Origin of the sequence: Bradyrhizobium sp. BWC-3-1 (assembly GCF_032917965.1) — a bacterium.
GTDB lineage: Bacteria > Pseudomonadota > Alphaproteobacteria > Rhizobiales > Xanthobacteraceae > Bradyrhizobium > Bradyrhizobium canariense_D.
This window is the reverse complement of record NZ_CP136625.1, coordinates 5,823,013-5,847,772: the sequence shown is the minus strand read 5'-3', so window position 1 is coordinate 5,847,772 and position 24,760 is coordinate 5,823,013. Positions and strand designations below refer to the sequence as shown.

Sequence of the window (24,760 nt, the reverse complement as noted above, 5' to 3'; positions counted from 1 at the left end):
GAGATCGTTTTCGATGTCGGCGAAGCCATTGACGTTTGCGCCACGGGAGCTCTCTGTCGAGCGCCGCACCGACGGCACGCTCATATTGAGGTCGCCGCTCGAATTGGGGCCATGCGACTGGCGCGTCACCGATTTTCTGCCGCGCTGGGCAAACGCGGCTCCGGACAGAATATTCCTCGCGCAACGCAATCCCAAAGGGGGATGGGACGAGATCACCTATAGCGAGGCATGGTCGCAGGTGCAGGCGGTCGGCCAGAGCTTGATCGACATGGGCGCAAAGCCGGCTGACAGGCTGGCAGTGCTTTCGGGCAACTCCATCGAGAACGCGGTGATCTCCTTTGCGGCGATGTCGATAGGTGTCATTCTGGCGCCTATATCGCCGAACTACACGCTGATGCCCGGCGGCCTTGCGCGTCTCAAGGACATCGCGCAGGTGCTGCGTCCGAACTTCGTTTTCGTTCAGAGTGCACGCGACTTTTCCGCGGCCCGTTCCATTCCCGAATTGGCAGACTCGACCTGGATCAGCGTCGATGGCGCGCCGGAGACGACGCCCTTCCGGGTCCTGACGGATCGAACGGACCATGAAGGATTCACGCGTGCGTCGGGTGCAATCCCCAGCGACGCCGTTGCAAAAATTCTCTTCACCTCCGGTTCGACCGGCCTGCCAAAGGGCGTGCTGAACACGCATCGCATGATGGCGAGCTCGCTGCAAATGGGGAGCCTGCTGGTGTCGCCTCCGGAGGCGCCGGTTCAGGTCGAATGGCTGCCGTGGCACCATACGATGGGCAGCAACGTCATTCTTCACGGCATTCTCAGGAACGGCGGGACGCTCTACATCGATGACGGTCGGCCGCTGCCTCAGCTCTTTCACAAATCGGTGGCGAACCTCAAGGAGATCTCTCCGACGGCGATGTTCAACGTTCCCGCCGGCTATAACCTGTTGTGCGATGCCATCGAGAACGACTTCGCCCTCGGCGCCAGCATCTTCAAACGGCTGGATCGATTGAGCTACGCGGGGGCTGCCATTTCGCAAGGAACGCTCGAAAAACTCTATCGGCTGACTTCATCGGTCACGGGCCGGCGGATTCCGGTGATGTCGGGGTACGGGACGACCGAAACGGCGCCGACAATCAGCACGACGCATTGGGCAACGGATCGGCCGGGCGAGATTGGCCTTCCCGCGCCGGGCGTGCAGCTGAAACTGATCCCTGTTTCCGACACGTACGAGGCCAGGGTCAAGGGCCCCAACGTCACCCCCGGTTATCTCGGCAGAGCCGATCTGACGGAGAAGGCTTTCGACGAGGAGGGGTTCTACCGCATCGGCGACACCGTGTCGTTTATCGATCCCGAGAAGCCGGAGTTCGGTCTGCGTTTCACCGGCAGAATTTCGGAGAACTTCAAGCTCGCGAACGGCACCTGGGTTGCGTTCGGCAATATGCGTGCCGCCATCCTGGCCGCAACGCGCGGCGTCCTACTGGACATTGTCGTTGCCGGAGAAAACCGTGATGCCTGCGCGCTGCTGTGCTGGCTGAATCCAACCGAGGCGGCGCGGATTTCGAACGCGCCGGCTGCGGATTTGACCTGCGACCCCAAGGTGATCGAATTCCTGAGACATCGTTTGCAGGAATACAATGAGGCCGTCGGAAGCAGCGAAAAAATCTGCACGTTCACCCTGCTGAAGGATCCGCCCTCATTGGCCGCGGGAGAAATCACCGACAAGGCCTATGTCAATCAACGTGCTGTGCTCAAGCACCGGGCTGAACAAGCGGACCGTCTCCACTGCAACGAACCCGACGCAGCCGTGATTCGAGTCTGATTCAGTGCCTGACGCCGGTGGCCGGCTCAAGCGGCGCTGCGGCGTGCCTTTGCCTTCGGCTTGTCAGGTGCGGCTGTCGTCAGCGGGCTTTGGGCGCCGGGGCCTGGATGGGTATGAACCTCCTTGGCCGAGAGCGGCTCGCCGCATTCAGAGCACACCATGACCGGGTCGAAGTCCTTTCCGCACTTGCGGTGCTGGTGCAGCAGCGGCCGGCCGCGCTCGTCGACCATGTGAGTGTCGCCCCAATGCACGAGCGCCATCATGATCGGATAAAGATCGAGACCCTTCTGGGTCAGGATATATTCGTGCCGCTTTGGCGCCTCCTGGTAGGGAATGCGGCGCAGAATGCCCTGCCGGACCAGCTTCTTCAGCCGTTCGGCGAGGAGATGACGTGTAATTCCGAGCGCCGACTGGAATCCTTCGAAGCGCCGCCTGCGCAAAAAACATTCGCGCAGGATCAGAAGGGTCCAGCGGTCACCGATCACGCCGATGGTTCGGGCCATCGAACACGGCTCTTCCTCCAGTTCTTTCCACTTCATCCGTATTCTCCAGTCATCCCAGCGAGACCCGCTCGAATCGCTGCCGAGGCCGCCATATTTGCCTTGCATTCTAGATAGGTACTGAATTCCAAACAATACCCGATGAAACGGTCAAACCAGCATAAATCTAGCCCAATTTGACAGTTCGTTTTTAGAACTGTAGAAGTGAGAACAGGCAAGCCATGCGATTGGATCGCCGGTCCCTGACCATCCAATACGCTCTGCGGGAGAAAGCGGTCATGACCCTCAAGGTTGAATTCCAGTTCGATTTCGGCAGCCCAAACGCGTATCTGGCGGAGGTCGCCATCCCCGGGATCGAGCGGCGGACGGGGGTAAAATTCGAGTACGTCCCGGTCCTGCTCGGCGGGATCTACAAGGCGACCGGCAACATGTCCCCGTTCGACTCGCTTCGCGGGATCAAGAACAAGCCGGAATACCAGGCGCTCGAGACCCAGCGGTTTATCCGCCGCCACAACATCACGAAATTTCGTCAGAATACCTTCTTTCCAGTCAATACTTTGATGCTGATGCGCGGCGCCGTCGCGGCCCAGTTCGAAGGCGTATTCGAACCCTATTTCCGCGCCGCCTATCATCACATGTGGGAGGAGCCCAAGAAGATGGATGATCCCGAAGTGTTCCGGACCGCATTTGCCTCCTCGGGGATCGACATCGACAGGCTGGTTACGCGCGCGCAGCAGGATGACGTCAAAAAGAAGCTGATTGACCTGACCAATGACGCCGTCGCCCGCGGTGCCTTCGGCTCGCCGACATTCTTCGTCGGTAAGGAGATGTTTTTCGGCAAGGATCAACTCCGGGACGTCGAGGAATCGATCGTCGAACAGACCCGGCAGCCCGTTTCCAAGACCGGCTAGTTACCGACTTGCGGTCCGTGCGGGTTGAGGCGAAGGGCTGACGGTAAGCCGGAGTTTATCCTCAGCCCGTCGGCAGAAAAACAATCCAGGGAGAGTGAAATGGCTGGTCCGCTTAGCGGCGTTCGTGTCCTCGATCTCACCGGCGTGGTGTCGGGCCCGTTTGCGACCATGTTTCTGGCGGACCAGGGCGCCGACGTGCTCAAGATCGAGCCGATCGGTGGCGATATCACCCGTCGCAGCCGGGCCACCATCGACCAGGACGGCGAGTTCTCCGCGCTGTTCATCTCGTCCAACCGCGGCAAGCGTTCGCTCTCGATCGACGTCAAGAGCCCCGCCGGGCACGAGGTGCTGGCCAAGCTGGTCGCGCAGGCCGATGTTCTGGTGCAGAACTTCCGGCCCGGCACCATGGAGCGCCTCGGCCTCGGCGTCGAAGAACTGCGCCGGCGTCATCCGCGCTTGATCTATGTCTCGATCAGCGGCGTCGGCGACACCGGGCCCTATGTGAAGAAGCGCGTCTACGATCCAATCATTCAGGGCCTGTCGGGCTTTGCCGATATCCAGTCGCAGCCGGTCACCAATCGCCCGCAGATGATCCGCACCATCGTGTGCGACAAGACCACCGCCGTGTTCACCGCGCAGGCGGTGGCGGCGGCGCTCTACGCGCGTGAGAAGACGGGGCAGGGGGATCATATCCAGGTCGCGATGCTGGACGCGATGATTTCCTACCTCTGGCCGGAAGGCATGATGCAGTACACGATGGTCGGAGCCGAGGCCGCTGCCGCCGATCCCAACGACCGCCCGGATCTCGTGTTCAAGACCAGCGATGGTTACATCACGGCCGGCACCATCTCAGATTCCGAATGGCAGGGCTTCTGCCGCGCGTCCGGCGATCCCGAACTCGCCAACGATGCCCGGTTTGCGACCCCGTCCGCGCGTTCGGTGAACGCCACGGCGCGCATCAACAAGATGGCGGAGTATATCGGCCGGCACACGACCGCCGAATGGCTGGAGCGGTTGGACGCTGCGGATGTCCCTTGCGCGCCGATCCTGCGGCGCGGCGAGATCATCCACAATGAGCAGGTCGTGGCGCGCGGAATCATCGCGGAGTTCGACCAACCGAAGGTCGGCCGTGTGCGCCAGCCCAAGCCCGCGGCTCGCTTCGAGGTCAACCAGGCTGCCATCGGCGGACCGGCCCCGCGCGTCGGGGAGCACTCGCGCGAGGTGCTTCGCGAACTGGGCTACGATGATGGCGCGATCGACGATATGGTCGCTGCACGCACGTTACGCGTGGCCATGTAGGTCGATGCACTTCGCGCGTCCGGCGAACGGTTCTCAGGCCTTGGCAGGCGTCGGTTTAATTGGTGCGCGCGGAGCATTCGCGGCAACCGCTCGCTGGTAAGCCTCCCGGCTTCGCATGCGCTCGAGATAGGGCTGCGCATTGTCGCAGATGCCTACCCCGTAGGCGATCGCCCAGTCCAGGCACGTCGTCAGCAGGATGTCGGCGCTGCTGAATCGCTCGCCCATGATAAAATGTCGGCCGTCGGCCAGCGCGACCTCGACATGGCGCAGCTGCGCCCGAAAGTATTCTGCGGCTTGAGCTACGACCTCCGGCGCGACGCCGTAGATCGGGCCGAGCGCATCGGCGCTGTGACGGCGCATCACGTACAGGCTGGTGGAGTCGAGCTCGGTGACGATAAAGAAGCACCATTCCAGCCACGCGGCATAGTCGCGGGTGGCTTCCGGAATCAAGGCACGCTCCGGCGTCGAGTACATCCGCGACAGATAAGCGACGATCGCGGCGCTCTCGCCGATGCGGAAATCACCGTCCTGCAGCAGCGGAATCTTCTGGCGCGGATTGAGCCTGGTATATTCGGCGGTCTTGGTCTCGCCGGTCCGTGGGCCGATCGGTTTGATCTCGTAGGCCAGCCCCAGCTCGTGCATCGCCCAGTGCGGCCGAACGGTGCGGCTTGTCCCGACGCCCCACAAAGTGAGGTCTGGATTGTCGCTCATGTCACCATTTCTCTACGGCGGGGCGAAGATCGAGTTCATGGGTCCAGCCGTCGCGGCTTTGCTGATGGGCAAACCAATACGCTTCGGCAATTGAGGAGGTCTTGGTCAGGCTGTCCGGCGGGATCTCACTGGCCTCGATCCCCCTGGCCGCTTTCATGCGCTGATGAATAGCCTCGCTATCGACGCCAGCGTCGATGATGAGATGGACGACGTGAATGTTCTTGGGCCCGAGCTCGCGCGCCATCGCCTGGGCCAGCGCGCGAAGGCCGAATTTTGCCGACGAGAACGCGACAAATCCCTTGCTGCCCCGGATGCTTGCGGTCGCACCGGTAAAAAGAATGGTGCCGCATCGGCGCGGCAGCATGACGCGCGCGGCTTCGCGTCCGACCAGGAAGCCGGCGTAACAGGCCAGCTCCCAGGCCTTGAAGAAGAGCTTTTCGGTAGTCTCCAGCAGGGGCTTGTTGACGTTCGAACCGGCATTGAACAGGCAGATCTCGATCGGACCGATGTCGCGCTCGACGCCCGCGAATAGCTTCTGGACTTCTGCTTCCTGACGGGCGTCGACGCTGAAGGCGTGGATGTTGTGGCCTTTCGCCCTGAGCTCGTCGACAAGCGCCTGAGATTTGGTCGGATCGCGTCTGCAGATGCAAATAGTGTAGCCGCCGCTGGCAAACCGCCGCGCAACGGCAGCGCCGATGGCATCACCCGCGCCGACCAGCATCGCGACCCCGCGACTTTCTCCCATGCTGCCTCTCCCATAAGTTCTTATTTGATACGCTATGGGTATCGGTTGGAAGTCCGGTTGTAAACGGTGTTCTCAAGAGCGCTGAAATAGGGCAGCAAGCTTGCCGTTTTCTGATCCGATCGTGACAACAAAATAGCGATTGACGAGTTCTAAAAAAGAACGCATGTTTCGCTTCGAGGCGCAATGCTGAAAAAGGCGTCGATGTTTTTCAGTCGGGAGGCGGTTAGTCGTGGCGAAGCTGTCGCAAGCACTCGGTCTCGATCAAACCGCTTTTCGGTTTGCTGGCCGCATCGACCAATCGACAGATCGCCATCTTGCCAAAGCGGTGGACCAGATCGGGCCGATCGAGGACTGCGCCACGACCATGGTAGCCTCGATCGGCGCGATGGCGAATCCCGATTGTTCTGGTCTCGCTCAAAAAATGTGGTCCACCAGGGCCGATAGAACTGCTTCGCACACAGCGCGCCTAACCTAACTGGGAGAAGTTCCTTGAAAAAGAGAAATGCAACCGTCGCCGTGATCGGCGCGGGCGATTTCATCGGCGGCGAGATCGCCAAGAAATTTGCCTCCGAGGGCTTTACTGTCTTCGCGGGTCGCCGCAACGGCGACAAGCTGGTGCCGCTGGTCAAGGAGATCGAGGCCGCCGGCGGCGAGATCCACGCACGTTCGCTCGACGCGCGCAAGGAGGAGGAGATCGTCTCCTTTCTGAGCGACGCCGACAAGCACGCACCATTGGATGTCTGCATCTTCAATATCGGTGCCAACGTCAACTTCCCGATCCTCGAGACGACCGAGCGCGTGTTCCGCAAGGTCTGGGAGATGGCCTGCTACTCCGGCTTCCTCGCCGGGCGCGAGGCGGCCCGGCTGATGCTGCCGCGCGGCCAAGGCAACATCTTCTTCACCGGTGCGACCGCTTCATTGCGCGGTGGCAGCGGCTATGCCGCCTTTGCCAGCGCCAAATTCGGACTGCGCGCTGTGGCGCAGGCAATGGCGCGCGAACTCGGCCCGAAGAATATCCACGTCGCGCACCTCGTTATCGATTCCGGCGTCGACACCGAATGGGTCCGCCAGCGGCGCCTGGAAGCGCTCGGGCCTAATGCGCTCGACGACCCGGATCTGCTGATGCCGCCGGCCTCGGTCGCGGCGTCCTATTGGCAGCTGTATCAGCAGCCGAAGAGCGCCTGGACCTTTGAGCTGGAAATCCGCCCCTTCGGTGAGAAGTGGTAGGAAGCGCAGATGGAACTCGCACTGTCTCCCGAAGATGCGGCCTTCCGTGATGAGGTGCGCGCTTTCATCGCCGAAAACTATCCGAAGGAAATGCGGGTCCCTAATCCGGAGACCGACCTGACCAAAGAGCAATCGTTGCTCTGGCACCAAATTCTCTACGAGAAGGGCTGGATCGCGCCGCTTTGGCCCAAGGAATTTGGCGGCCCCGGCTGGTCGATCACCCGGCGTTTCATCTTCGAGCAGGAGACCAGCCGGGCCGGGACGCTGCCGCCGTTGGCGTTCAGCGTCACCATGGTTGGTCCGGTCATTTACACCTTCGGCAATGATGCCCAGAAGCAGAAGTTCTTGCCGCGGATACTGTCGGGTGAAGACTGGTGGTGCCAAGGCTATTCCGAGCCGGGCTCAGGCTCAGACCTCGCCACCGTCCGGACCAAGGCTGTGCGCGACGGCGACCATTACATCGTCAACGGTCACAAGACCTGGACAACGTTGGCGCAGCACGCCGACTGGATCTTCTGCCTGGTGCGTACTGATTCGAGCGCCAAGCCTCAGGCGGGCATCTCGTTCCTCCTGATCGACATGAAGTCGCCAGGCGTGACCGTGCGTCCGATCATCACGATCGACGGTTCGCACGAGGTCAATGACGTCTTCCTCGAGGATGTCCGCGTTCCCGTCGAGAACCTGATCGGCGAGGAGAACAAGGGCTGGACCTACGCAAAATTCCTGCTGGGCAACGAGCGCACCAGCATGGCCGGGATCGGCCGGTCGACGCGCTACCTCGACCGGTTGAAGAAGATCGTGAAAGCGGAGATCGCAGCGGACGATCCGGCGCATCTCGAATTTCGCAAGGAGATCGGCCGGCTCGAGCTCGATGTGCTCGCGCTCGAGGCCACCGAGCTGCGGGTCGTTGCCCAGATGGCGCGCGGCATCGATCCGGGGCCCGCGGCCTCGCTGTTCAAGATCCGCGGCACCGAGATCTTCCAGGGCATTACCGAGCTCACACATCGTGCCATCGGCAACTATGGCCTGGCGCTTCGCGAGCAACCGTCGGGCGCAAACCAGTTCATGCCGGGTGCCGATTACGGCCACACAGCGTCGGAGAAATACCTGAACGCGCGCAAGCTCAGCATCTACGGTGGATCAAACGAGATCCAGCGCAACATCATCGCCAAAGCGGTGCTCGGTCTCTAGCAACAGCGCAACAAGAGGATCGGATGGATATCCAGTTCACGGAAGAGCAGGAACTGTTGCGCTCCAGCGTACAGCGTATGCTACGCGACCAATACAGCTTCGAGGCGCGCCGCAAGATCGTGGCCAGCGAAGAGGGCTGGAGCCGCAAGCAGTGGGGCGCTTTTGCGGAGCTCGGCCTGCTCGCCGCGCCATTCTCCGAGGAGAGCGGCGGACTTGGTGGCGGCCCGCTCTCTACTATGATCGTTGCCCAGGAGTTCGGCCGCCACCTTGTCGTGGAGCCGTACGTGGAGACGGTCGTGCTGGTCGGCGGCTTGATCGAGCAGGCAGGGACGAAAGAGCAGAAGCAGGCCTTCATTCCCGATATCATCGCCGGACACAAGATCTGGGCGCTGGCCTGGACCGAAAAAAACTCGCGCTTCGATCTCGCCAATGTCGCGGCCACGGCGCGGCGAGAGGGAAAGGACTACACGCTTAGTGGTGAGAAGACCGCCGTCATAGCGGCGCCTTGGGCCGATTATCTCATCGTCTCCGCCCGGACTGCCGGCAAGCGCGACGATTGTGGCGGCGTCAGCCTGTTCGTCGTCGACGCCCGGGCGGCGAATCTCGAATTGCGGAGCTTCAAGACCATCGACGGCCGCCGTGCCGCGGAGATCACTTTCCGCGATGTGCGCGGCGAGTTGCTCGGCAGCGAGGGCGAAGGCGTCGCCCTGCTGGAAGGCTGCCGCGACAGGGCCATCGGCGCGCTCTGCGCCGAGGCGGTCGGCGCGATGGCCGAACTGAACTCTGCGACGCTGGAATACGCCAAGGCCCGAAAGCAGTTCGGCGTCACCATCGGCAGCTTCCAGGTGTTGCAGCACCGGATGGTCGACATGTTCATCGCGCATCAGGAGGCGCTTTCCCTGATGCAGCATCTCAGTCTCAGCCTCGGTGCCGGCGAAAGTGGCATCTCGCGCCTCGCCTCCGGCGCCAAGTCGAGGGTCGGCTATGCCGGCAAGTTCATCGCCGACCAGGCGGTGCAGCTCCACGGCGGCATGGGCATGACCGACGAATTGAACGTCGGTCACTACTTTAAGCGAATCTCCTCGATCAATATCCAGTTCGGCGATCCCGCTCACCACTTGCTGCGTTATGTGCAGCTCGACGCGGCAGCGTAACCAAAGAGGCAGCCATGACGACAGAGGCAGTTATCGTTTCCACCGCCCGCACCGGCGTCGGCAAGGCCTATCGCGGTGCGCTGAACAACACCGAGGGGCCGACCATGGCTGGCCATGTGATGGCCGAAGCGGTGAGGCGCGCGGGCGTTGAGCCGGACGAGGTCGAAGACGTGGTGATGGGTTGCGCGATGCAGCAGGGCACCATGGTGATGAACGTCGCACGCAAGGGGGCGGTTCGTGCCGGCCTGCCGCTCACCGTCGCCGGCACCACGATCGATCGGCAGTGCGCCTCCGGCCTGCAGGCGATCGCGGTCGCGGCCCGCTCGATTATGCTGGATGGCGTCGAGATCGCGATCGGAGGCGGCATCGAATCGATCAGCCTGGTGCAGAACGACCACATGAACAGGTTCCACGCCGTCGACGACGAGCTGATGGCGATGAAGCCCGAGATGTACATGTCGATGCTCGACACTGCCGAGATTGTCGCCGAGCGCTACAAGATCGGTCGCGACCGGCAGGACGAATACAGCCTCGAATGTCAGCGCCGCATTGGTGCCGCGATGCAGGCCGGTCGCTTCAATGACGAGATCGTCCCGATCACAACGACGATGGCCGTCGTCAACAAGGACACCAGGGAGGTCTCCTATCAGCAGGTGACGCTGTCGAAGGACGAAGGGCCGCGCCCCGAGACCACGGCGGAAGGACTGGCGAAGATCAAGCCGGTATTCGAAGGCAAGACCATCACGGCCGGCAATGCCAGCCAGCTCTCCGACGGAGCATCGGCCTGCGTGCTCATGAGCGACAAGACCGCCGCCAAGAAGGGCCTTAAGCCGCTCGGCATCTTCCGCGGCTTCGTCGCCGCCGGAGTCGAGCCGGACGAAATGGGCATCGGTCCGGTCGCGGCGATCCCGCGCCTTCTCAAGCGCCACGGCCTGAGGATCGATGACATCGATCTTTGGGAGCTGAACGAAGCCTATGCTGTCCAGGTGATCTACTGCCGCGACAAGCTCGGCATCGATCCGGACAAGCTGAACGTCAATGGCGGCTCGATCGCGATCGGCCATCCCTACGGCATGACGGGCAGCCGGCTTGCGGGCCATATCCTGATCGAGGGGCGGCGGCGCAAGGCGAAGTACGGCGTGGTGACCATGTGCATCGGCGGCGGCATGGGCGCGGCCGGCCTATTTGAACTCGTCAACTGATCGGAAAGCGGAGAAAGCGCACGTGAAGACAGCAATCACTGAACTGTTCGGCATCCAGCATCCGATCATCCAGGGCGGCATGCATTATGTCGGCTTTGCCGAGCTTGCCGCCGCGGTCTCGAATGCCGGCGGTCTCGGCATCATCACCGGCCTGACCCAGCGGACGCCGGAGCTGCTGGCGAGGGAAATCGCGCGCTGTCGCGACATGACCGACAAGCCGTTCGGCGTGAACCTGACCTTCCTGCCGAGCTTCACTGCACCGCCTTATCCGGAATATATCGCCGCCATCAAGGAAGGTGGCGTCAAGGCGGTGGAGACCGCCGGCCGCAGCCCGGAAGCGTACATGCCCGCGCTGAAGGCTGCCGGCATCAAGGTGATCCACAAATGCACCTCAGTGCGGCATTCGCTGAAAGCCGAGAAGATCGGATGCGACGCCGTCAGCGTCGACGGCTTCGAATGCGGCGGCCATCCCGGCGAGGACGATATCCCGAACATGATCCTGCTGCCGCGCGCGGCGGATGAACTGAAGATTCCGTTCGTGGCCTCGGGTGGCATGGCGGATGCGCGCAGCCTCGTTGCTGCGCTTTCGATGGGCGCCGCCGGGATGAATATGGGCACTCGCTTCGTCGCAACCAAGGAAGCTCCCGTCCACGTCAACGTCAAGCAGGCCCTCGTCAAAGCCACCGAACTCGATACCGTGTTGGTGATGCGCGCGCTGCGTAACACCGAGCGCGTGCTCAAGAACAAGGGTGTCGATCAATTGCTCGAAGTCGAGCGCGAGAAGGGGACGAGCCTCAAGATCGAGGACATCCATGAGCAGGTCGCGGGTGTCTACCCCAGGGTGATGGTCGACGGTGACATGGATGCCGGTGCTTGGAGCTGCGGCATGGTGGTCGGACTGATCCACGATATCCCGACGGTGAAGGAGCTGATCGACCGCATCATGAGGGAAGCCGAGCAGATCATCCGGCAGCGGCTGACTGGATTTCTTGACGGTACTGTCGACGATGTGGCCACGCGCGCCGTTGCTTGACAAAGGCTTGCATGGGAGCGCTTCAGTGCCGAGATCAATGCTCGCTGGTCGCATTGAGCAGCGGATCGGCGTGACCGATTGATCTCTCAAGTCGAGGGGGCGGGCCAGGCTGACAAGCAAGCTGAAATGTCGTTTTCACCGAGGAGCGGCCAATGAAGTACTATCTCTGCAAGTACATTCCGCCCCGGGCGGATTTCCTGGCGGCGACCATGAGCGCCGCTGAGAAACAATGGATGAAGCAGCACGGTGCGTTCCTGGATGATCTGCTCGCAAAGGGGCAGATCGTCGCGCACGGTCCCGACATGGACCCGCGTGGCGGTTATGGCGTGTCGCTCTATCAGATCCCGGATGATCTCGACATCGAGGCGGTCACCTCGGAAGACCCTGTCGTGAAGAATGGCGCCGGCCACTACGAGCATTACCCGATGATGCATTTGAAGGCGCGCGGCTGAGATCTTCCCCTGGACCAATTTGGCAGCGTGGGTGGCATGACCTTGTGCCAGCACGGGTAGGCCGTCGCGATCGGCGAGACAGCGTTTTGCAAGGATGGGAGCCGGGGCGCCGTCGGCATTGGCGGGGGAGGCGGCCGGCGTAATGGTGCCGTTGGTGCGGAACGCTGCCTTCAATCCGGGAACTTGGCCGGGCAGCGTGCTGCACGTCAAAAAAGTATCAGTTCACATCTGAAATGGTGGTGGCGTGCCTAGGTACTGGTCGCTACTCTGCCAACGAGAGGAAGCGCTGAACCAATCAGCCGATAAGGGAGCGGAGGCGGATCATTACAAGCCGCACCGGCCTGAAGGGAGCGGACATGGAACCGGACCTGGAAGTTGTCCAGATACGGCGCGGCGAGTCATTCAAGGCGTGGTCGCACGGCTACCCATTCCACACCGTCCGCTGGCATTTCCATCCCGAGTACGAGCTCCATCAGGTCGTGGCCACCAGCGGACGCTATTTCGTCGGTGACTTCATCGGCGACTTCGAACCGGGTAATCTCGTGCTCACCGGCCCCAATTTGCCGCACAATTGGGTGAGCGATTTGCCGGCAGAGTGCGCCATCCCGCTACGCGGACGCATCCTTCAATTCAGCGAAGAATTCATCGGCGACCTGATGAAGGTCATGCCTGAGCTTTCGGGCCTTGCCGCACTGCTGGATTTTTCCCGGCGTGGTGCGCTGTTCACCCGCAGCACGAGCGATGCGCTCGTCCCACTCATGGAGGAGATCGTCACGGCGAACGGCGTGCGCCGGATCGAGCTGTTCTTGATGATCTTGGGGATACTCTGTCGCGCCGCCCGACAGGCGCGTCCGCTGTCCAGCCCAAACTATCTGCCCGATCCGTCCGGCTACATGTCGGCGGGAATGAACAAGGCACTCGCATTCATCCGGAAGAATCTGACGCAACCTTTCGGCGAAGCGGAGCTCGCTGCGATCGCCGGTCAATCGCAAAGTGCATTTTCGCGCTCGTTCCGCCGGCACACGGGCATGTCATTGGTGCAATATGTCAAGCGGCTGCGTATCAATCTCGCGTGTCAGATATTGATGAGCGACGAGCAGGCTTCCATCACCGACATCTGCTTCGAGGTCGGCTTCAACAATCTCTCCAATTTTAACCGGCAGTTTCTGGCCGAGAAAGGCATGCCCCCTTCGCGCTTCAGACGATTGTTGGCGCACAACGTCGATGCGGCGCACGCGGCCTAGCCGCATAGGAGCAAAGAAGGAGGATCGTTACAAAAGAATGACGCGGACACGCCGATGGCGGTCCGCGACAGCAATCGTTCGACCAGAATTCCGCGCGGCTCGGAGCACCGGCGCTCATCGTGCCGTCGGAAACGGAAGCAGCGAGGGCCTGACTTCGAAGGATCAACGACGACACCCTGACACCCAGTCCGGAAAGGAAATCTGAAATGAGAAAGTTCTCTGCTAAATATGCGGGCACAATTGGCATAGCCCTCTCGCTGCTCGGCACAACAGCCATTTCTTCGCGGGCCGCAGAGGTGAAGAACGCGACCGTCGCCTTCCTGATGCCGGACCAGGCCTCCACCCGCTATGAACAACATGATTATCCAGGCTTCGTCGCAGAGATGAAGAAGCTGTGCGACAGTTGCAAGGTGATCTACCAGAACGCCAGCGCGGATGCCGCGCGGCAGCAACAGCAATTCAACTCGGTGATTTCGCAGGGCGCCAAGGTAATCGTGCTCGACCCCGTCGACTCCACTGCCGCGGCATCCCTGGTCAAGATGGCACAATCGCAAGGCATCAAGGTCATTGCCTATGACCGGCCGGTCCCCGACGCCAAGGTCGATTTTTACGTGTCCTTCGACAATCAAGCCATCGGCAAGGCTATCTCCGAATCGCTCGTCAAGCATCTTAAGGCCGCCAACGCGACGGCGAAGGAGGGCGAAGGCGTACTCGAAATCAATGGATCGCCGACCGATGCCGCTGCGGGACTCATCAAGAAGGGGATCCACGAGGGGCTTGATAAGAGCGGCTATCCAATTCTGGCCGAATACGACACGCCGGACTGGGCGCCGCCGAAGGCGCAGCAATGGGCGAGTGGCCAGATCACCCGCTTCGGCAAGAAGATCCTCGGCGTCGTAGCTGCCAATGACGGCACGGGCGGTGGCGCAATTGCCGCCTTCAAGGCCGCAGGTATCGAGCCGGTGCCGCCGGTGACGGGCAACGATGCGACGATTGCCGCGCTTCAGCTCGTCATCGCCGGCGATCAGTACAACACGATCTCCAAACCCAGTGAGATCGTGGCAGCTGCGGCGGCGCAAGCGGCAGTGAAATTCCTCTCAGGAGAGATGCCCAAGGCGGAAGCTACACTATTCAATGCGCCATCGAAGTTGTTCGTGCCGGCCGTCGTCACTCAGGAGAACCTGAAGGCGGAGATTATCGATAACAAGATCCAGACGGCCGATCAGCTCTGCACGGGCCGATATGCCGCGGGTTGCAAGAAGCTTGGCATCACGCAGTGACGACGTCGGTCCCGGCCGCTTCCGGCGGCCGGGGCGAAGGATGAGAGGGCGAATTGGGACATGACCACGATCTCGGATGCCGATGACGCGCAGGGCGGACCGCGCAAGCCGGTCTTGAGTCTTCGCGGAATTTCCAAGCATTTCGGCGCCGTGTCCGCCCTGACCGATGTTGATCTCGATGTGCATGCCGGCGAAGTCGTGACACTTGTGGGTGATAACGGTGCAGGAAAATCCACGCTGGTGAAGATCCTTGCCGGCGTGCACCAACCCACCTCCGGAACGATCACGTTCGGCGGTGAACATGTTGTCCTGTCCGACCCATCCATGGCACTCGGCCTCGGCATCGCCACCGTTTTCCAGGATTTGGCTCTCTGCGAAAATCTCGACGTGGTCGCAAATATCTTCCTCGGCCGCGAGCTCAACCCGCTGCGGCTCGACGAGGTCTCCATGGAGCTTCGCGCCTGGACCTTGCTCAACGAGCTGTCAGCGCGGATCCCGAGCGTGCGAGAGCCCGTGGCGTCGCTCTCCGGCGGACAGCGCCAGACCGTGGCGATCGCGCGCTCGCTGCTGACTGAGCCGAAGCTCATTCTGCTCGACGAGCCGACTGCGGCGCTCGGCGTTGCCCAAACCGCTGAGGTGCTAGACCTCGTCGAACGCGTTCGCGCACGCGGTCTCGGCGTCATCATGATCAGTCACAACATGGAGGACGTCCGCGCGGTTGCCGATCGGATCGTGGTGCTGCGCCTCGGTCGCAACAACGGCGAGTTCGATCCCGACGTGTCCAATCAGGATCTCGTTACGGCGATTACCGGAGCGGACGAAAATTCTGTCTCGCGCCGCGCCAGGCGGCGCCGCGCCCATCAGTCGCCGGAGCTTGGGCGATGACCGACGACACGCAACAGGTTTCGACGGCGCGGTTGCTCGACCGCAGTGACGAACGAGTCAAGCACGCGGACACGCTTGGAAACATGATCGGCGCCTTTGTGGACCGTGTGCGGTCGGGTGATCTCGGATCGCTGCCGGTGGTCGTCGGGCTCATCGTCATCTGCGCGGCGTTCGAGACTCTCAACCCTGTTTTTCTCGCGCCGAACAATCTGGTCAATTTGCTTTTCGATTGCGCGACAGTGGGTGTGATGTCGCTGGGCATCGTCTGTATCCTGATGGTCGGCGAGATCGATCTGTCGGTCGGATCGGTGAGCGGGTTCTCTTCGGCGCTCGTCGGCGTGCTTTGGGTCGCTCAGGATTGGCCGGTCGCCGTGGCGATCGTCACGGCGTTGGTGCTGGGCGCTGCCATCGGCGCGCTCTATGCATTTTTGTTCAATCGTCTGGGTATGCCGAGCTTCGTCTCGACGCTGGCCGGCCTGCTGACGTGGCTCGGCCTGCAGCTGTATCTGCTCGGCTCCTCCGGCTCGATCAACCTTCCGTATGGATCGGCGCTGGTCAGTTTCGGACAGATGCTCGTCATGCCGTCGATCGTATCCTACGTGCTGGCGGCGGTCGCGAGCGTGGTTATGTTCGTGACCGGCTACCGAACGGCCGCGCGCCGGCGGGCGGCGGGGCTATCGGCCAGTTCGCTTGGTCGCATGGTGCTGAAGGCGCTGCTGGTCACCATCGTGCTCGAATTCGTTGTCTATTATCTCAATCTCGGGCGCGGCATTCCCTGGATGTTTGGTCTGTTCGTCGGCTTGTGCGTGATCATGAATTACGCATTGACGAGAACCAAATGGGGCCGCTCGATGTCTGCCGTCGGCGGCAATCGCGAGGCGGCCCGTCGGGCTGGCATCAACGTTCGCCGGGTCTATTCGACCGCATTCATGCTGTGCTCCACGCTGGCCGCGGCCGGCGGCATTCTGGCCGCAGCGCGGCTGGCATCTTCCAGCCAGCAGGCCGGGACCGGGGATGTGAACCTCAACGCGATCGCCGCCGCGGTCATCGGTGGCACAAGCCTGTTTGGCGGCCGCGGGAGCGCCTATTCCGCGCTCCTCGGCGTCATCGTCATCCAGTCCATCGCGAGCGGCCTCACGCTGCTCGATCTCTCCTCGTCGCTGCGGTACATGATTACGGGCGCGGTCCTTGCCATTGCAGTCATCGTCGATTCGCTGGCACGGCGCTCGCGCCTTTCCCACGGCCGAGCTTGAACAACTCTCATAGGAAAAGGACAAGCCTTGGCCCAGGAACTTGCAGAAAAAGTCGCGGCGATCACCGGCGCCGCATCGGGCATCGGTCTCGAATGCGCCAGAACATTGATCGGGGCCGGCGCGCGGGTGGTGCTGATCGATCGGGCGGAAGAGGCGCTGAGCAGCGCCTGCGTTGCGCTGGGCGATCAGGCGATTCCGTTACGTATCGACCTCACCGATCCCCTGAGCATGGAATCGATGATGCCGCAGGTGCTGGAGAAAGCGGGTCAACTGGACATCTTCCATGCGAATGCTGGTGCCTATGTCGGCGGCGAGGTGCTTGGCGGCGATCCCGACGCGTGGGACCGCATGCTCAATTTGAACGTCAATGCGCTGTTCCGGTCGATCCATGCGGTGCTGCCGCACATGGTTGAGCGCAAGACCGGCGACATCATCGTCACCAGTTCGATCGCAGGTCTCGTGCCCGTCGTCTGGGAACCGATCTATACCGCCTCCAAGCACGCCGTGCAGGCTTTTGTGCATACTCTGCGCCGGCAGGTCGCGAAACACGGTTTACGCGTCGGCGCCGTTGCGCCCGGTCCAGTCGTGACCGCGCTCATCAAGGATTGGCCCAAAGAGAAGATCGAGGAGGAAATGGCGGCCGGTGGCTTGATGCAGCCGGTGGAAGTCGCGCAGGCAGTGCTCTTCATGTTGACGCGCCCGAGAAACGTCACCATCCGCGACCTCGTCATTCTGCCGCAGAGCAACGATCTGTAACATCTTCCGATCGGCGATCCTGAGATGAACAAGCAACCCGATAACCGCCATTTCCTTGGCATCGATGTAGGCACCGGCAGCGCACGGGCCGGACTCTTCGACCGCTCCGGCAGGCTCCTGGCGAGTGACAGCGCCCCTGTTGCACTTTGGCGGGAGGCTGGCGACGTCGTCGAGCAGTCGAGCGAGGATATCTGGCGTGCCGTATGCCGCAGCGTGCGCAGCGCGGTGGTGCAGGCGGATATCGCGCCGGACAGTATCGCCGGCATCGGCTTTGACGCGACCTGCTCGCTGGTGGTGCTTGGCGAGGCGGGTGTGCCGCTGCCCGTCGGGCCGTCCGGCGATCCTGCTCGCAACGTCATTGTATGGATGGATCACAGCGCTGCGGATCAGGCGCGCCGTATCAACGAGACGGGCGAGAAAGTTCTCGACTACGTCGGCGGAACGATCGCTCTCGAGATGGAGACGCCGAAACTGTTGTGGCTCGCCGAAAACATGCCCGAGACGTTCTCCCATGCGTGGCAGTTCATGGACTTGACCGATTTTCTCACCTGGCGTGCGACGGGGAGTTTGTCCCGCTCCATTTGTACCGTGACGTGCAAGTGGACCTATCTGGGCCACGAAGACCGCTGGGACGATCAATTCTTCCGCAGCATTGGCCTCGGCGTGCTGGCGGATGAGCAGTTCCGCAGGATCGGCACCGTGATCGTCCCCGGCGGGACCAGACTGGCAGCGGGTCTGACGGCGAAGGCCGCGGCCGATCTCGGACTCGCGATGGGTACGCCGGTCGCCGCCGGCCTCATCGATGCACATGCCGGCGGTGTTGGTACGGTGGGGGCGCGCGGAGCGGCGGGCACGGTGCTCACGCGCATGGCCTATGTATTCGGAACGTCCGCCTGCACCATGTCGACCACACCGGACCCCTCCTTCGTCCCTGGCGTTTGGGGACCCTATTTCTCGGCCATGGTGCCTGGGCTTTGGCTCAATGAAGGCGGACAGTCGGCCGCCGGCGCTGCGATCGAGCATCTGTTGCAGATGCATCCGAATTCCGCCCAAGCGACACAGGCTGCGGGCCAGAAGCAGCAGACGCTTGCGGATTGGCTTGCCTCGGAAATCGAATCACGCGGCGGTGCCGAAATGCTCCCGGAGTTGGTCGGCCAGCTTCATGTCGTCCCCGAATTCCTCGGCAATCGAGCGCCGTTCGCCGATCCCGGCGCGCGCGCACTGATTGCAGGCCTTGATATGCGCTCGGATCTGGAGAGTCTGCTGGCACTTTATCTTGCCGGGCTTTGCGGCCTCGGCTGCGGGGCCCGGCAGATCGTTCGCGCTCAGCAAGACAAGGGCATTGCGGTCGATACGATCGTGGTCAGCGGCGGTGCCGCAAAGAGCCGCCTCGTGCGGCAGGTCCTCGCCGATATGACGGGTTTGACGGTCGCTGCGCCAGCCTCTCCGGAGGCCGGCGGAGAAGTTCGACGACATCAACTGGCTCGTCGCGGCCAAAGGCGGGTCGCCAGCGTCAGGGGGCGGCTGAAGGGATCCTGTGGGCGGGGAGTAACCCGGGTCTCGCCCCGCTGTAGGCGGGGCGAGATGCCTGCTTTTCTCAGATGAGGAAGTCGGTCGGGTGCAGGCTCGCGGCGTGGACACCGTCGAGTGTAATGGTGTCGCTCGCCGATACATGAATCACGGCATCGCCGTCGGCATTGTCGCTGATCAGCTTCGACAGCGCCGTCCAGTCCGCAAAGCCGTAATCGTGCAGGTTGATCAGATCGTGCTCGGTCACGGTGCTGCCGACCGCCTTGTTTCCTTGATCGAAGTCGGTGATGAGGTCGTTGCCGGAGCCGGTGTTGAAGACGAAGGTGTCGCTGTTCCCGCCGCCCGAAAGCTGGTCATTTCCGGCGCCCCCGTTGAGCATATCTTGCCGCCGGTGATCGAGCCCGGTGTTGCGGGATCATAGACCTTTGCATCGCCATACAGAAAGTCGGTGGCCGCTCCGCCGGTGAGGATATCGTTGCCGCCATGGCATTGCCGGACATGGTCGGAGCGTCGCCGAACAGCATATCGCGCGCATCGTCGGTGTACTCGGTGCTGATCTTGACCGTGAGGATGTCGTCGCCACCCTGTGCGTTGTCGGTCAGGGACGTGGAGGAATCTCCCGACAGCGACGCACCGGCCCAGACGTTTTCGCCGCTCATAGTCAAGATGATGTTGTCGTTGCCGCCATGCGCATCGCCGCTGATGGAGCCGATGGCATCGCCGCTGGCTCTCGCTGAACCCTCCCGGGTGTTCAAGCTGATGTCGAGCGTGTCATTGCCACCCTGCGCCGTGCCGCTCATGGAGCCACCGGCATCGCCGGCGTACACATTGTCGAAGCCTCGCCAGCCCACAGCGCCCGTGATGGTGTCACTGCCGCCGTGCGAATTGCCGGACACGTCGCCGGCGACATCGCCGAAAGCATGCACGTTGGTGTACATCGAGTGGTCTTGGGTATCGATCGTGTCGTTGCCGCCCTTGGCGTCGTCGGTCATCGCCTGGGCATCGCCGACCACGAGGGCGGCGTTCCAGCCGTAGTTGACGTTGACCGTGAGCGTGTCGTTGCCGCCGTGGGACTGGCCATGCAGCGTCGTGTTGTCGTCGCCAAAGATCGTGACCTCTGCTTCGGGCTGAGTGATGGTTGCGGTCACGGTGTCGTTGCCGCCCCAGGCGTCCGTGGTGGTCGGAAAGTTCGGATCTCCGATGACGGTTTCGATTTGGCCAAATTGGTCGAGCAGGATGTCGATGGTGTCGTTCGGCAGATGTTGCATGGCGTAACTCCCATTTCATTGTCGGAGGCGGGCCTGACATCGGCAAAACTCTTGCGCGACGTGCTGTGACCACGCTTCACGGAGACGAATCTAGTTTTGGTCGATGGCGGAGATTTGCTGGAATTCGGGACAGAGTTTGTTCGCGACAGGTTTCGCTGCGCCGTGCGGCGAAACTGGTCGTTGCGCACTCGCGATTGCGATGTCGCCCCGCGCGTCGGGGTACGACATCGCCGCTTTGATTTATTCCCTCAGATGATGAAGTCGGTCGGATGCAGGTTCGCCGCGTGAATCCCGTCCAGCGTGATCGAGTCGTTGCCGGAGAGATGAATCACGGCATCGCCGGAAGCATTGTCGCTGATCAGACTCGACAGCGCCGCCCAGTCCGCGAAGCCGTAATCCTGCACATCGATCAGATCGTGTTCCGCTGCGGTGCTGCCGACGGCCTTGTTGCCCTGATCGAAGTCGGTGAAGGCGAAGAAGTCGCTGTTTCCTCCGCCCCACATCCAGTCGTCGCCCGCTCCGCCGTTCAGCGTGTCGCTGCCGCCGGTGATCGAGCCTCGCGTCGCCGGTTCATAGATTCCTCCATCGCCATACATGAAATCCCGGCCGACGCCGCCATTGAGGATATCGTTGCCACCATGAGAATGACCGGCCATGATCGGCGCGTCGCCGTACACTGACGAGACCGCATCCGCGTACTGGCCTTCGATCTTGACGGTCAGGACATCGTCGCCGCCCTGGGTAAGATCCATCAGGGACGTCGACGAGTCCCCCGACAAGGTCGCGCCGGCTATGGCGCTGTCGCCGTTCAAGGTGACCGTCATATTGTCATTGCCGCCTTGCGCAAGGCCGCGCAGGGCGCCGATGGCGTCGCCACTGACGGTCGCCACGCCGTCCGTGGTGAGCACGCTGACATCGAGCGTGTCGTTGCCGCCGTGCGAGGTGTCATCATGGAACCGCCGGCATCGCCGGCGAACAGGTTGGCGCCACCGCGCCACGCGATCGAGCCAGTTATCTCGTCATGGCCGCCCTGCGCGTTGCCCGACATGTCCCCCGCGACGTCGCCGAAGGCCGAGACAGTGGTATAGACCGTGCCATGGGCATCCGCGACGATGGTGTCATTGCCGCCCTTGGCGTCGTCGATCATCGATTGGGCATCGCCCACCACGAGAGCGGTGTTCCAGCCGCCGCCGATATCGGCCAACAATATGTCGTTTCCGCCTTGCGAGTGACCAAGCAGCATCGACTGGTCATCGCCGAAGATCGTGAGCCTCGTATTGAGCTCGGTGACGTTGCCGTCACGGTGTCGTTGCCGCCGAGACGTCCTTGGCTGCGGGAAATCCGAGATCTCCGTACACGGTCTCGATTTGACCAAACTGGTCAAGGATGACGTCGAAGGTATCGTTCGGCAGATGCTGCATGGCGTAACTCCCATTTCATGTCGGTAGCGGGCCGGACGTGTGCACCAGTCTTGCGACACGCTTGATCGACACGCTTCACCGGAAGCAAATCTGCCCTTGGTAAATGGCAGAGATTTGCAAGAATTCAGGAGAGAGTTTGATTGCTCGCATCGATCTGCGGTCGCGCCCGCGAGAAAGAGAATGTTGATGGAACTGTCGGCGAGGATCTACCGCCGATTGGCGCGTTCGAGTGCGAGCTTACTTCTCCTCTGGTTGGGATGAAGCGCAGCTTTCGCCGTCGTCATTTCCTCGATCAAGTCGGCGATACCGTCTCTCGCGATCTTGTCAGTGACAAGAGACAACAACTGACTATGGCGCGCGATCTTGTTGTCGATCTCATCGCATTTGCCGCACGTGAGCATACCCCGCGCTATTGCAGGCGGAGCGAACGAGGCAACTGAGACTAAAAAATGTTCATTGCCGAGCTTCGTTCCTGCCGCCATGGACGGTTGGGACGCTGGCTTGCTGTGCGAGCCAATGACGGCGGCGGTTTTTACTTGTGCGTCGGTGGGACCTCATTGAGGAGCTTCGAGACCGCAGTGACAAGCTGGGCCGGTGCAAACGGCTTCTGCAACAGGATGCTATTTGGGACGCCCTGCGGACCCCAATCGTTCGCTGCAGCGCCCGTCATGTAGACCACGGGAAACGTCGGCTCTCGTTGTCTGAGCTGTCTGGCCAATTCCCAGCCGCTGAGCGTGCCCTTGAGGTTCACATTCGCGACGACCGCCCGGTACTCCTTCATGCCGCTTCTGAAGAGAGTCAGAGCATCCTCGACAGACGAGAGGATGTCAGTCGCGAAGCCTGCCTCCAGCAGGGCTTCCTCGACACCGCCTGCAATGGGTATTCATCCTCCACCACCAAGATGAGAGGCGACGGCGCTGTCATGTTCACTCCGTCTCGGAACGCTGAACCTACTATGTTGCGGCGCTTTGTTCCCTGAAAATGTGTCCAAAAGTGAACATAGGCCGATCCGAGGGCCCTAGGGAGCTGGCCGGCTGCATGGCGGATATCAAGGCCGACGAGACGGAGCATGGGCGCACTCTCAATCTTCCGTGGTGGAGGACGTAGCGCCGATCCGCATGATGGTCTGCGACATGCTGGAGGAGTTGGGCGACAAGGTCATCGCCGAAGCAGGCACCCTGAAGGAAGCAATCGAAGTCGCGCGGGTGGCTGACTTCGATCTGGCCATTCTCGACCTGAGGCTTGTCGATGAAACAACTGAACTGGTGGCGGAGATCACTCGTGGTCGCGAGTTGCAATTTTTCTTCCTGACCGGCCACACATCCGATGGATTGCCAGGCGGCTTCCGCAATACTCCCGATTGGAGAAGCCCGCCCTCTGCTCCGCGCTCGCGGAGATGATCGAAAACTGCGCCAGGTCTTGACCAGCGAACAGGCCGCTCGCGGGGAGTTTCACGCTGCCAACTGCCTTCGCCAAGCTTTCAAGATGTTTCCACGCCAAAGCGGCCCTCAACCACTTCAAACGCTCGGCAGCACAGGTCGCGGCGACCGCTTTGCGCATTGCGGCGATGGCCTCTGCTTGATGGTCAAGGTCTCCGGTCATCGGAGCGATCATTCGCTCGAATTATTAAAGCCGACGAAAATTTACGGCCCGGAAAACTACCGGCTTGCCCCGCCGTGGAGCCTCCATCCAAGCCCTGTGCTCGCTCAGTCCGGCGCCATCCGCTCGCCTCGTCCTGCGAGATAGGCATCATATGTTAAAGCGCGACTCAGCAATTGCGGCCCGATAACCTGGCAACAGGCTGGGACGCGGGACGATGGCACAGTCACGCTATCCGTTGATCCGGAGGTGGACACCGGAAGAGCATCAACAGCTGCTGGTGATGGCGGCGGCTGGGCGCCGACCCGACGAGATCGCCCAGGCGCTCGGCAGGACAGAGCCGGCCGTGGGAGGCCGCGCCAACCTGATAACATCCCGCTGCGACTGGTGACGCAAAAGCGAAACGGCCCATGATCAAGGGCGCGTTTGGACCAATGCCGATGGACTATTTCGTGTGGCTGGCGAGGGGAGGCGGCCGCATCTTCGTCATCGACACCGGGTTCAATGCCGAGGTCGCGAAGCAGCGCAGGCGAAATTACCTGCGCTGCCCGGTAGAGACGCTTGCCGCGTTCGATATCGACGCTGCCCACGTCAAGGACGTGATTCTCACGCATCTGCACTACGACCACGCCGGCAATTTCGACCGATTTGCGCATGCGCGGTTTCACCTTCAGGAGCGCGAGCTTGCCTGTGCGACCGGGCGCTACATGCTTTATCCTCGGCTGTCGCATTCGTTCGAAGTCGAGGATGCCGGGAAGCGTAGCTGTGCACGTTACATCGGTGCGGTCGCTGCTCGCCGACGAGACCTCGACCAAATGGCTCGATGCTGCCGTGAATACCAGGCTGCCTTGGGCCGCAGGGTACCGGACCCGCTGCCGGGCGCCTGGGCGCCGCCATTCGTGCCGGTGCTGCCGATGATGCCTGTATCGCCGAGTATACCGCACCGTCTGGCTGCTGGCTGCGAGGGCCGATGAAAGGATCGGGTAGGTCTGACGGCCTTTCGCACTGCCCGGTCGCTCCCTTCGGAAGGCGGCGCCAAATGTCGGTTCGTAGACGAGGACCGAGGTTTGCAACGCAGCGCCAAGCCGACGCGACTGGCTCATCCTCAATGGAAGTTGGCGCTCGGTCGGCGTGTTTGCTCACGGAGGCCGATGACCGAGGAACTCCAGAACTCTATTTGGCGTGCGACGAGATCCTTTTGCCAATCAGCCCGGCGCTAGTCTCGAGCCCATTGAGGCGCCTTAAACTTATTCCAGCCGCGAGTTGAGGGGCGTTCGATTGCA

General features: G+C 61.9%; 27 protein-coding genes and 2 pseudogenes. 19 read left to right on the top strand and 10 right to left on the bottom strand.

Translation table 11 applies throughout. The annotated features are described in order from the left end of the window. Positions 1–13 precede the first annotated feature (13 nt). Complete coding sequence (locus tag RX329_RS28435; RefSeq protein ID WP_317244651.1) at positions 14–1,816, top strand: AMP-binding protein; 1,803 nt, start codon at positions 14–16, stop codon at positions 1,814–1,816. A 26-nt stretch (positions 1,817–1,842) separates the two neighbouring features. Here the strand turns inward: RX329_RS28435 and RX329_RS28430 are convergent, their stop codons facing one another. Beyond that, on the bottom strand, positions 1,843–2,355 hold the full coding sequence (locus tag RX329_RS28430; protein WP_317244650.1) for a helix-turn-helix domain-containing protein: 513 nt from the start codon (positions 2,353–2,355) through the stop codon (positions 1,843–1,845). A 239-nt stretch (positions 2,356–2,594) separates the two neighbouring features. Here RX329_RS28430 and RX329_RS28425 point away from each other — a divergent pair, with 239 nt between their 5' ends. Next, on the top strand, positions 2,595–3,227 hold the full coding sequence (locus RX329_RS28425; RefSeq protein ID WP_018458769.1) for a 2-hydroxychromene-2-carboxylate isomerase: 633 nt from the start codon (positions 2,595–2,597) through the stop codon (positions 3,225–3,227). Positions 3,228–3,326: 99 nt separating this feature from the next. After that, entirely contained in the window at positions 3,327–4,526 is a 1,200-nt protein-coding gene (locus RX329_RS28420; RefSeq protein ID WP_317244649.1) for a CaiB/BaiF CoA-transferase family protein, read from the top strand. A 33-nt stretch (positions 4,527–4,559) separates the two neighbouring features. Here the strand turns inward: RX329_RS28420 and RX329_RS28415 are convergent, their stop codons facing one another. Next, on the bottom strand, positions 4,560–5,168 hold the full coding sequence (locus RX329_RS28415) for a glutathione S-transferase family protein (RefSeq protein ID WP_244559912.1): 609 nt from the start codon (positions 5,166–5,168) through the stop codon (positions 4,560–4,562). Positions 5,169–5,238: 70 nt separating this feature from the next. Beyond that, positions 5,239–5,982: an SDR family NAD(P)-dependent oxidoreductase gene (locus tag RX329_RS28410; RefSeq protein ID WP_026233658.1), complete on the bottom strand. Its 744-nt coding sequence runs from the start codon at positions 5,980–5,982 to the stop codon at positions 5,239–5,241. 229 nt (positions 5,983–6,211) lie between these two features. On the opposite strand from RX329_RS28410, the gene RX329_RS28405 reads away from it, so the two are divergent. The 7 genes from RX329_RS28405 (at position 6,212) to RX329_RS28375 (ending at position 12,241) form a co-directional block, all read left to right on the top strand. Continuing rightward, entirely contained in the window at positions 6,212–6,457 is a 246-nt protein-coding gene (locus RX329_RS28405) for a hypothetical protein (RefSeq protein WP_317244647.1), read from the top strand. Positions 6,458–6,471: 14 nt separating this feature from the next. After that, a complete protein-coding gene (locus RX329_RS28400) occupies positions 6,472–7,209 on the top strand; it encodes an SDR family oxidoreductase (RefSeq protein WP_317244646.1) in 738 nt (245 codons plus the stop codon). A gap of 9 nt (positions 7,210–7,218) precedes the next feature. After that, the gene (locus RX329_RS28395) at positions 7,219–8,400 is read left to right on the top strand and encodes an acyl-CoA dehydrogenase family protein (protein ID WP_018458775.1); all 1,182 of its coding nucleotides are present in this window, start codon (positions 7,219–7,221) and stop codon (positions 8,398–8,400) included. 23 nt (positions 8,401–8,423) lie between these two features. Further along, complete coding sequence (locus RX329_RS28390) at positions 8,424–9,554, top strand: acyl-CoA dehydrogenase family protein (protein ID WP_018458776.1); 1,131 nt, start codon at positions 8,424–8,426, stop codon at positions 9,552–9,554. A gap of 14 nt (positions 9,555–9,568) precedes the next feature. Beyond that, entirely contained in the window at positions 9,569–10,756 is a 1,188-nt protein-coding gene (locus RX329_RS28385) for an acetyl-CoA C-acyltransferase (RefSeq protein ID WP_317244645.1), read from the top strand. Between the two features lie 22 nt (positions 10,757–10,778). Then, a complete protein-coding gene (locus tag RX329_RS28380; protein ID WP_317244644.1) occupies positions 10,779–11,789 on the top strand; it encodes a nitronate monooxygenase family protein in 1,011 nt (336 codons plus the stop codon). A 152-nt stretch (positions 11,790–11,941) separates the two neighbouring features. Further along, entirely contained in the window at positions 11,942–12,241 is a 300-nt protein-coding gene (locus tag RX329_RS28375; protein ID WP_317244643.1) for a YciI family protein, read from the top strand. A 24-nt stretch (positions 12,242–12,265) separates the two neighbouring features. On the opposite strand, the pseudogene RX329_RS28370 reads toward RX329_RS28375, so the two are convergent. Next, a pseudogene (locus RX329_RS28370) lies at positions 12,266–12,433 on the bottom strand (acetyl-CoA C-acetyltransferase); the annotation flags it as partial. Positions 12,434–12,597: 164 nt separating this feature from the next. On the opposite strand from RX329_RS28370, the gene RX329_RS28365 reads away from it, so the two are divergent. From RX329_RS28365 to RX329_RS28340, 6 genes are all read left to right on the top strand, one after another. Then, positions 12,598–13,485 carry an AraC family transcriptional regulator gene (locus RX329_RS28365; protein ID WP_317244642.1) on the top strand — a complete coding sequence of 296 codons (888 nt, stop codon included), beginning with the start codon at positions 12,598–12,600 and terminating at the stop codon, positions 13,483–13,485. Between the two features lie 206 nt (positions 13,486–13,691). After that, complete coding sequence (locus tag RX329_RS28360) at positions 13,692–14,765, top strand: sugar ABC transporter substrate-binding protein (RefSeq protein ID WP_317244641.1); 1,074 nt, start codon at positions 13,692–13,694, stop codon at positions 14,763–14,765. Between the two features lie 60 nt (positions 14,766–14,825). Next, the gene (locus tag RX329_RS28355) at positions 14,826–15,650 is read left to right on the top strand and encodes an ATP-binding cassette domain-containing protein (protein ID WP_317244640.1); all 825 of its coding nucleotides are present in this window, start codon (positions 14,826–14,828) and stop codon (positions 15,648–15,650) included. Then, positions 15,647–16,903 (top strand): ABC transporter permease subunit, encoded by a 1,257-nt coding sequence (locus RX329_RS28350; RefSeq protein ID WP_317244638.1) that lies wholly within the window; start codon positions 15,647–15,649, stop codon positions 16,901–16,903. The genes RX329_RS28355 and RX329_RS28350 overlap by 4 nt, the downstream gene beginning before the upstream one ends. Before the next feature lie 27 nt (positions 16,904–16,930). Next, complete coding sequence (locus RX329_RS28345; protein WP_317244637.1) at positions 16,931–17,659, top strand: SDR family oxidoreductase; 729 nt, start codon at positions 16,931–16,933, stop codon at positions 17,657–17,659. Positions 17,660–17,683: 24 nt separating this feature from the next. After that, the gene (locus RX329_RS28340) at positions 17,684–19,264 is read left to right on the top strand and encodes an FGGY-family carbohydrate kinase (protein WP_317244636.1); all 1,581 of its coding nucleotides are present in this window, start codon (positions 17,684–17,686) and stop codon (positions 19,262–19,264) included. On the opposite strand, the gene RX329_RS28335 is transcribed toward RX329_RS28340, so the two are convergent. The 5 genes from RX329_RS28335 to RX329_RS28315 all read right to left on the bottom strand — a co-directional run bounded on the left by RX329_RS28335 (position 19,257) and on the right by RX329_RS28315 (position 21,878). Then, a complete protein-coding gene (locus RX329_RS28335; protein WP_317244635.1) occupies positions 19,257–19,568 on the bottom strand; it encodes a hypothetical protein in 312 nt (103 codons plus the stop codon). The two genes, RX329_RS28340 and RX329_RS28335, sit on opposite strands and share 8 nt — an antisense overlap. Next, positions 19,543–20,457 carry a hypothetical protein gene (locus RX329_RS28330; RefSeq protein WP_317244633.1) on the bottom strand — a complete coding sequence of 305 codons (915 nt, stop codon included), beginning with the start codon at positions 20,455–20,457 and terminating at the stop codon, positions 19,543–19,545. Before RX329_RS28330 ends, RX329_RS28335 begins: the two co-directional genes overlap by 26 nt. Positions 20,458–20,705: 248 nt before the next feature. Beyond that, the gene (locus RX329_RS28325) at positions 20,706–21,365 is read right to left on the bottom strand and encodes a hypothetical protein (protein ID WP_317244632.1); all 660 of its coding nucleotides are present in this window, start codon (positions 21,363–21,365) and stop codon (positions 20,706–20,708) included. Further along, entirely contained in the window at positions 21,278–21,661 is a 384-nt protein-coding gene (locus tag RX329_RS28320; protein WP_317244631.1) for a hypothetical protein, read from the bottom strand. Before RX329_RS28320 ends, RX329_RS28325 begins: the two co-directional genes overlap by 88 nt. Positions 21,662–21,755: 94 nt before the next feature. Continuing rightward, entirely contained in the window at positions 21,756–21,878 is a 123-nt protein-coding gene (locus RX329_RS28315; RefSeq protein ID WP_317244630.1) for a hypothetical protein, read from the bottom strand. A gap of 140 nt (positions 21,879–22,018) precedes the next feature. Between RX329_RS28315 and RX329_RS28310 the strand changes: the two genes are divergently transcribed. After that, positions 22,019–22,318, top strand: coding sequence for a hypothetical protein (locus RX329_RS28310; protein WP_317244629.1), 300 nt, complete (start codon positions 22,019–22,021; stop codon positions 22,316–22,318). A gap of 92 nt (positions 22,319–22,410) precedes the next feature. On the opposite strand, the gene RX329_RS28305 is transcribed toward RX329_RS28310, so the two are convergent. Further along, the gene (locus RX329_RS28305; protein WP_317246448.1) at positions 22,411–22,704 is read right to left on the bottom strand and encodes a response regulator; all 294 of its coding nucleotides are present in this window, start codon (positions 22,702–22,704) and stop codon (positions 22,411–22,413) included. Between the two features lie 292 nt (positions 22,705–22,996). On the opposite strand from RX329_RS28305, the gene RX329_RS28300 reads away from it, so the two are divergent. Together RX329_RS28300 and RX329_RS28295 are read left to right on the top strand one after the other, a co-directional pair. After that, the gene (locus RX329_RS28300) at positions 22,997–23,278 is read left to right on the top strand and encodes a response regulator (protein ID WP_317244628.1); all 282 of its coding nucleotides are present in this window, start codon (positions 22,997–22,999) and stop codon (positions 23,276–23,278) included. Positions 23,279–23,899: 621 nt separating this feature from the next. Beyond that, a pseudogene (locus RX329_RS28295) lies at positions 23,900–24,226 on the top strand (MBL fold metallo-hydrolase); the annotation flags it as partial. Between the last annotated feature and the right edge of the window lie 534 nt (positions 24,227–24,760).

What these genes read in the sequence shown, in the direction of transcription:
- RX329_RS28360 (WP_317244641.1), top strand. Translation starts at nt 13,692, where the DNA reads ATGAGAAAGTTCTCTGCTAAATATGCGGGCACAATTGGCATAGCCCTC.
- RX329_RS28395 (WP_018458775.1), top strand. Translation starts at nt 7,219, where the DNA reads ATGGAACTCGCACTGTCTCCCGAAGATGCGGCCTTCCGTGATGAGGTG.
- RX329_RS28390 (WP_018458776.1), top strand. Translation starts at nt 8,424, where the DNA reads ATGGATATCCAGTTCACGGAAGAGCAGGAACTGTTGCGCTCCAGCGTA.
- RX329_RS28355 (WP_317244640.1), top strand. Translation starts at nt 14,826, where the DNA reads ATGACCACGATCTCGGATGCCGATGACGCGCAGGGCGGACCGCGCAAG.
- RX329_RS28300 (WP_317244628.1), top strand. Translation starts at nt 22,997, where the DNA reads ATGATGGTCTGCGACATGCTGGAGGAGTTGGGCGACAAGGTCATCGCC.
- RX329_RS28365 (WP_317244642.1), top strand. Translation starts at nt 12,598, where the DNA reads ATGGAACCGGACCTGGAAGTTGTCCAGATACGGCGCGGCGAGTCATTC.
- RX329_RS28425 (WP_018458769.1), top strand. Translation starts at nt 2,595, where the DNA reads ATGACCCTCAAGGTTGAATTCCAGTTCGATTTCGGCAGCCCAAACGCG.
- RX329_RS28420 (WP_317244649.1), top strand. Translation starts at nt 3,327, where the DNA reads ATGGCTGGTCCGCTTAGCGGCGTTCGTGTCCTCGATCTCACCGGCGTG.
- RX329_RS28385 (WP_317244645.1), top strand. Translation starts at nt 9,569, where the DNA reads ATGACGACAGAGGCAGTTATCGTTTCCACCGCCCGCACCGGCGTCGGC.
- RX329_RS28350 (WP_317244638.1), top strand. Translation starts at nt 15,647, where the DNA reads ATGACCGACGACACGCAACAGGTTTCGACGGCGCGGTTGCTCGACCGC.
- RX329_RS28415 (WP_244559912.1), bottom strand. Translation starts at nt 5,168, where the DNA reads ATGCACGAGCTGGGGCTGGCCTACGAGATCAAACCGATCGGCCCACGG.
- RX329_RS28410 (WP_026233658.1), bottom strand. Translation starts at nt 5,982, where the DNA reads ATGGGAGAAAGTCGCGGGGTCGCGATGCTGGTCGGCGCGGGTGATGCC.
- RX329_RS28335 (WP_317244635.1), bottom strand. Translation starts at nt 19,568, where the DNA reads ATGCTCAACGGGGGCGCCGGAAATGACCAGCTTTCGGGCGGCGGGAAC.
- RX329_RS28315 (WP_317244630.1), bottom strand. Translation starts at nt 21,878, where the DNA reads ATGCAGCATCTGCCGAACGATACCTTCGACGTCATCCTTGACCAGTTT.
- RX329_RS28435 (WP_317244651.1), top strand. Translation starts at nt 14, where the DNA reads ATGTCGGCGAAGCCATTGACGTTTGCGCCACGGGAGCTCTCTGTCGAG.
- RX329_RS28340 (WP_317244636.1), top strand. Translation starts at nt 17,684, where the DNA reads ATGAACAAGCAACCCGATAACCGCCATTTCCTTGGCATCGATGTAGGC.
- RX329_RS28330 (WP_317244633.1), bottom strand. Translation starts at nt 20,457, where the DNA reads ATGCAACATCTGCCGAACGACACCATCGACATCCTGCTCGACCAATTT.
- RX329_RS28430 (WP_317244650.1), bottom strand. Translation starts at nt 2,355, where the DNA reads ATGAAGTGGAAAGAACTGGAGGAAGAGCCGTGTTCGATGGCCCGAACC.
- RX329_RS28375 (WP_317244643.1), top strand. Translation starts at nt 11,942, where the DNA reads ATGAAGTACTATCTCTGCAAGTACATTCCGCCCCGGGCGGATTTCCTG.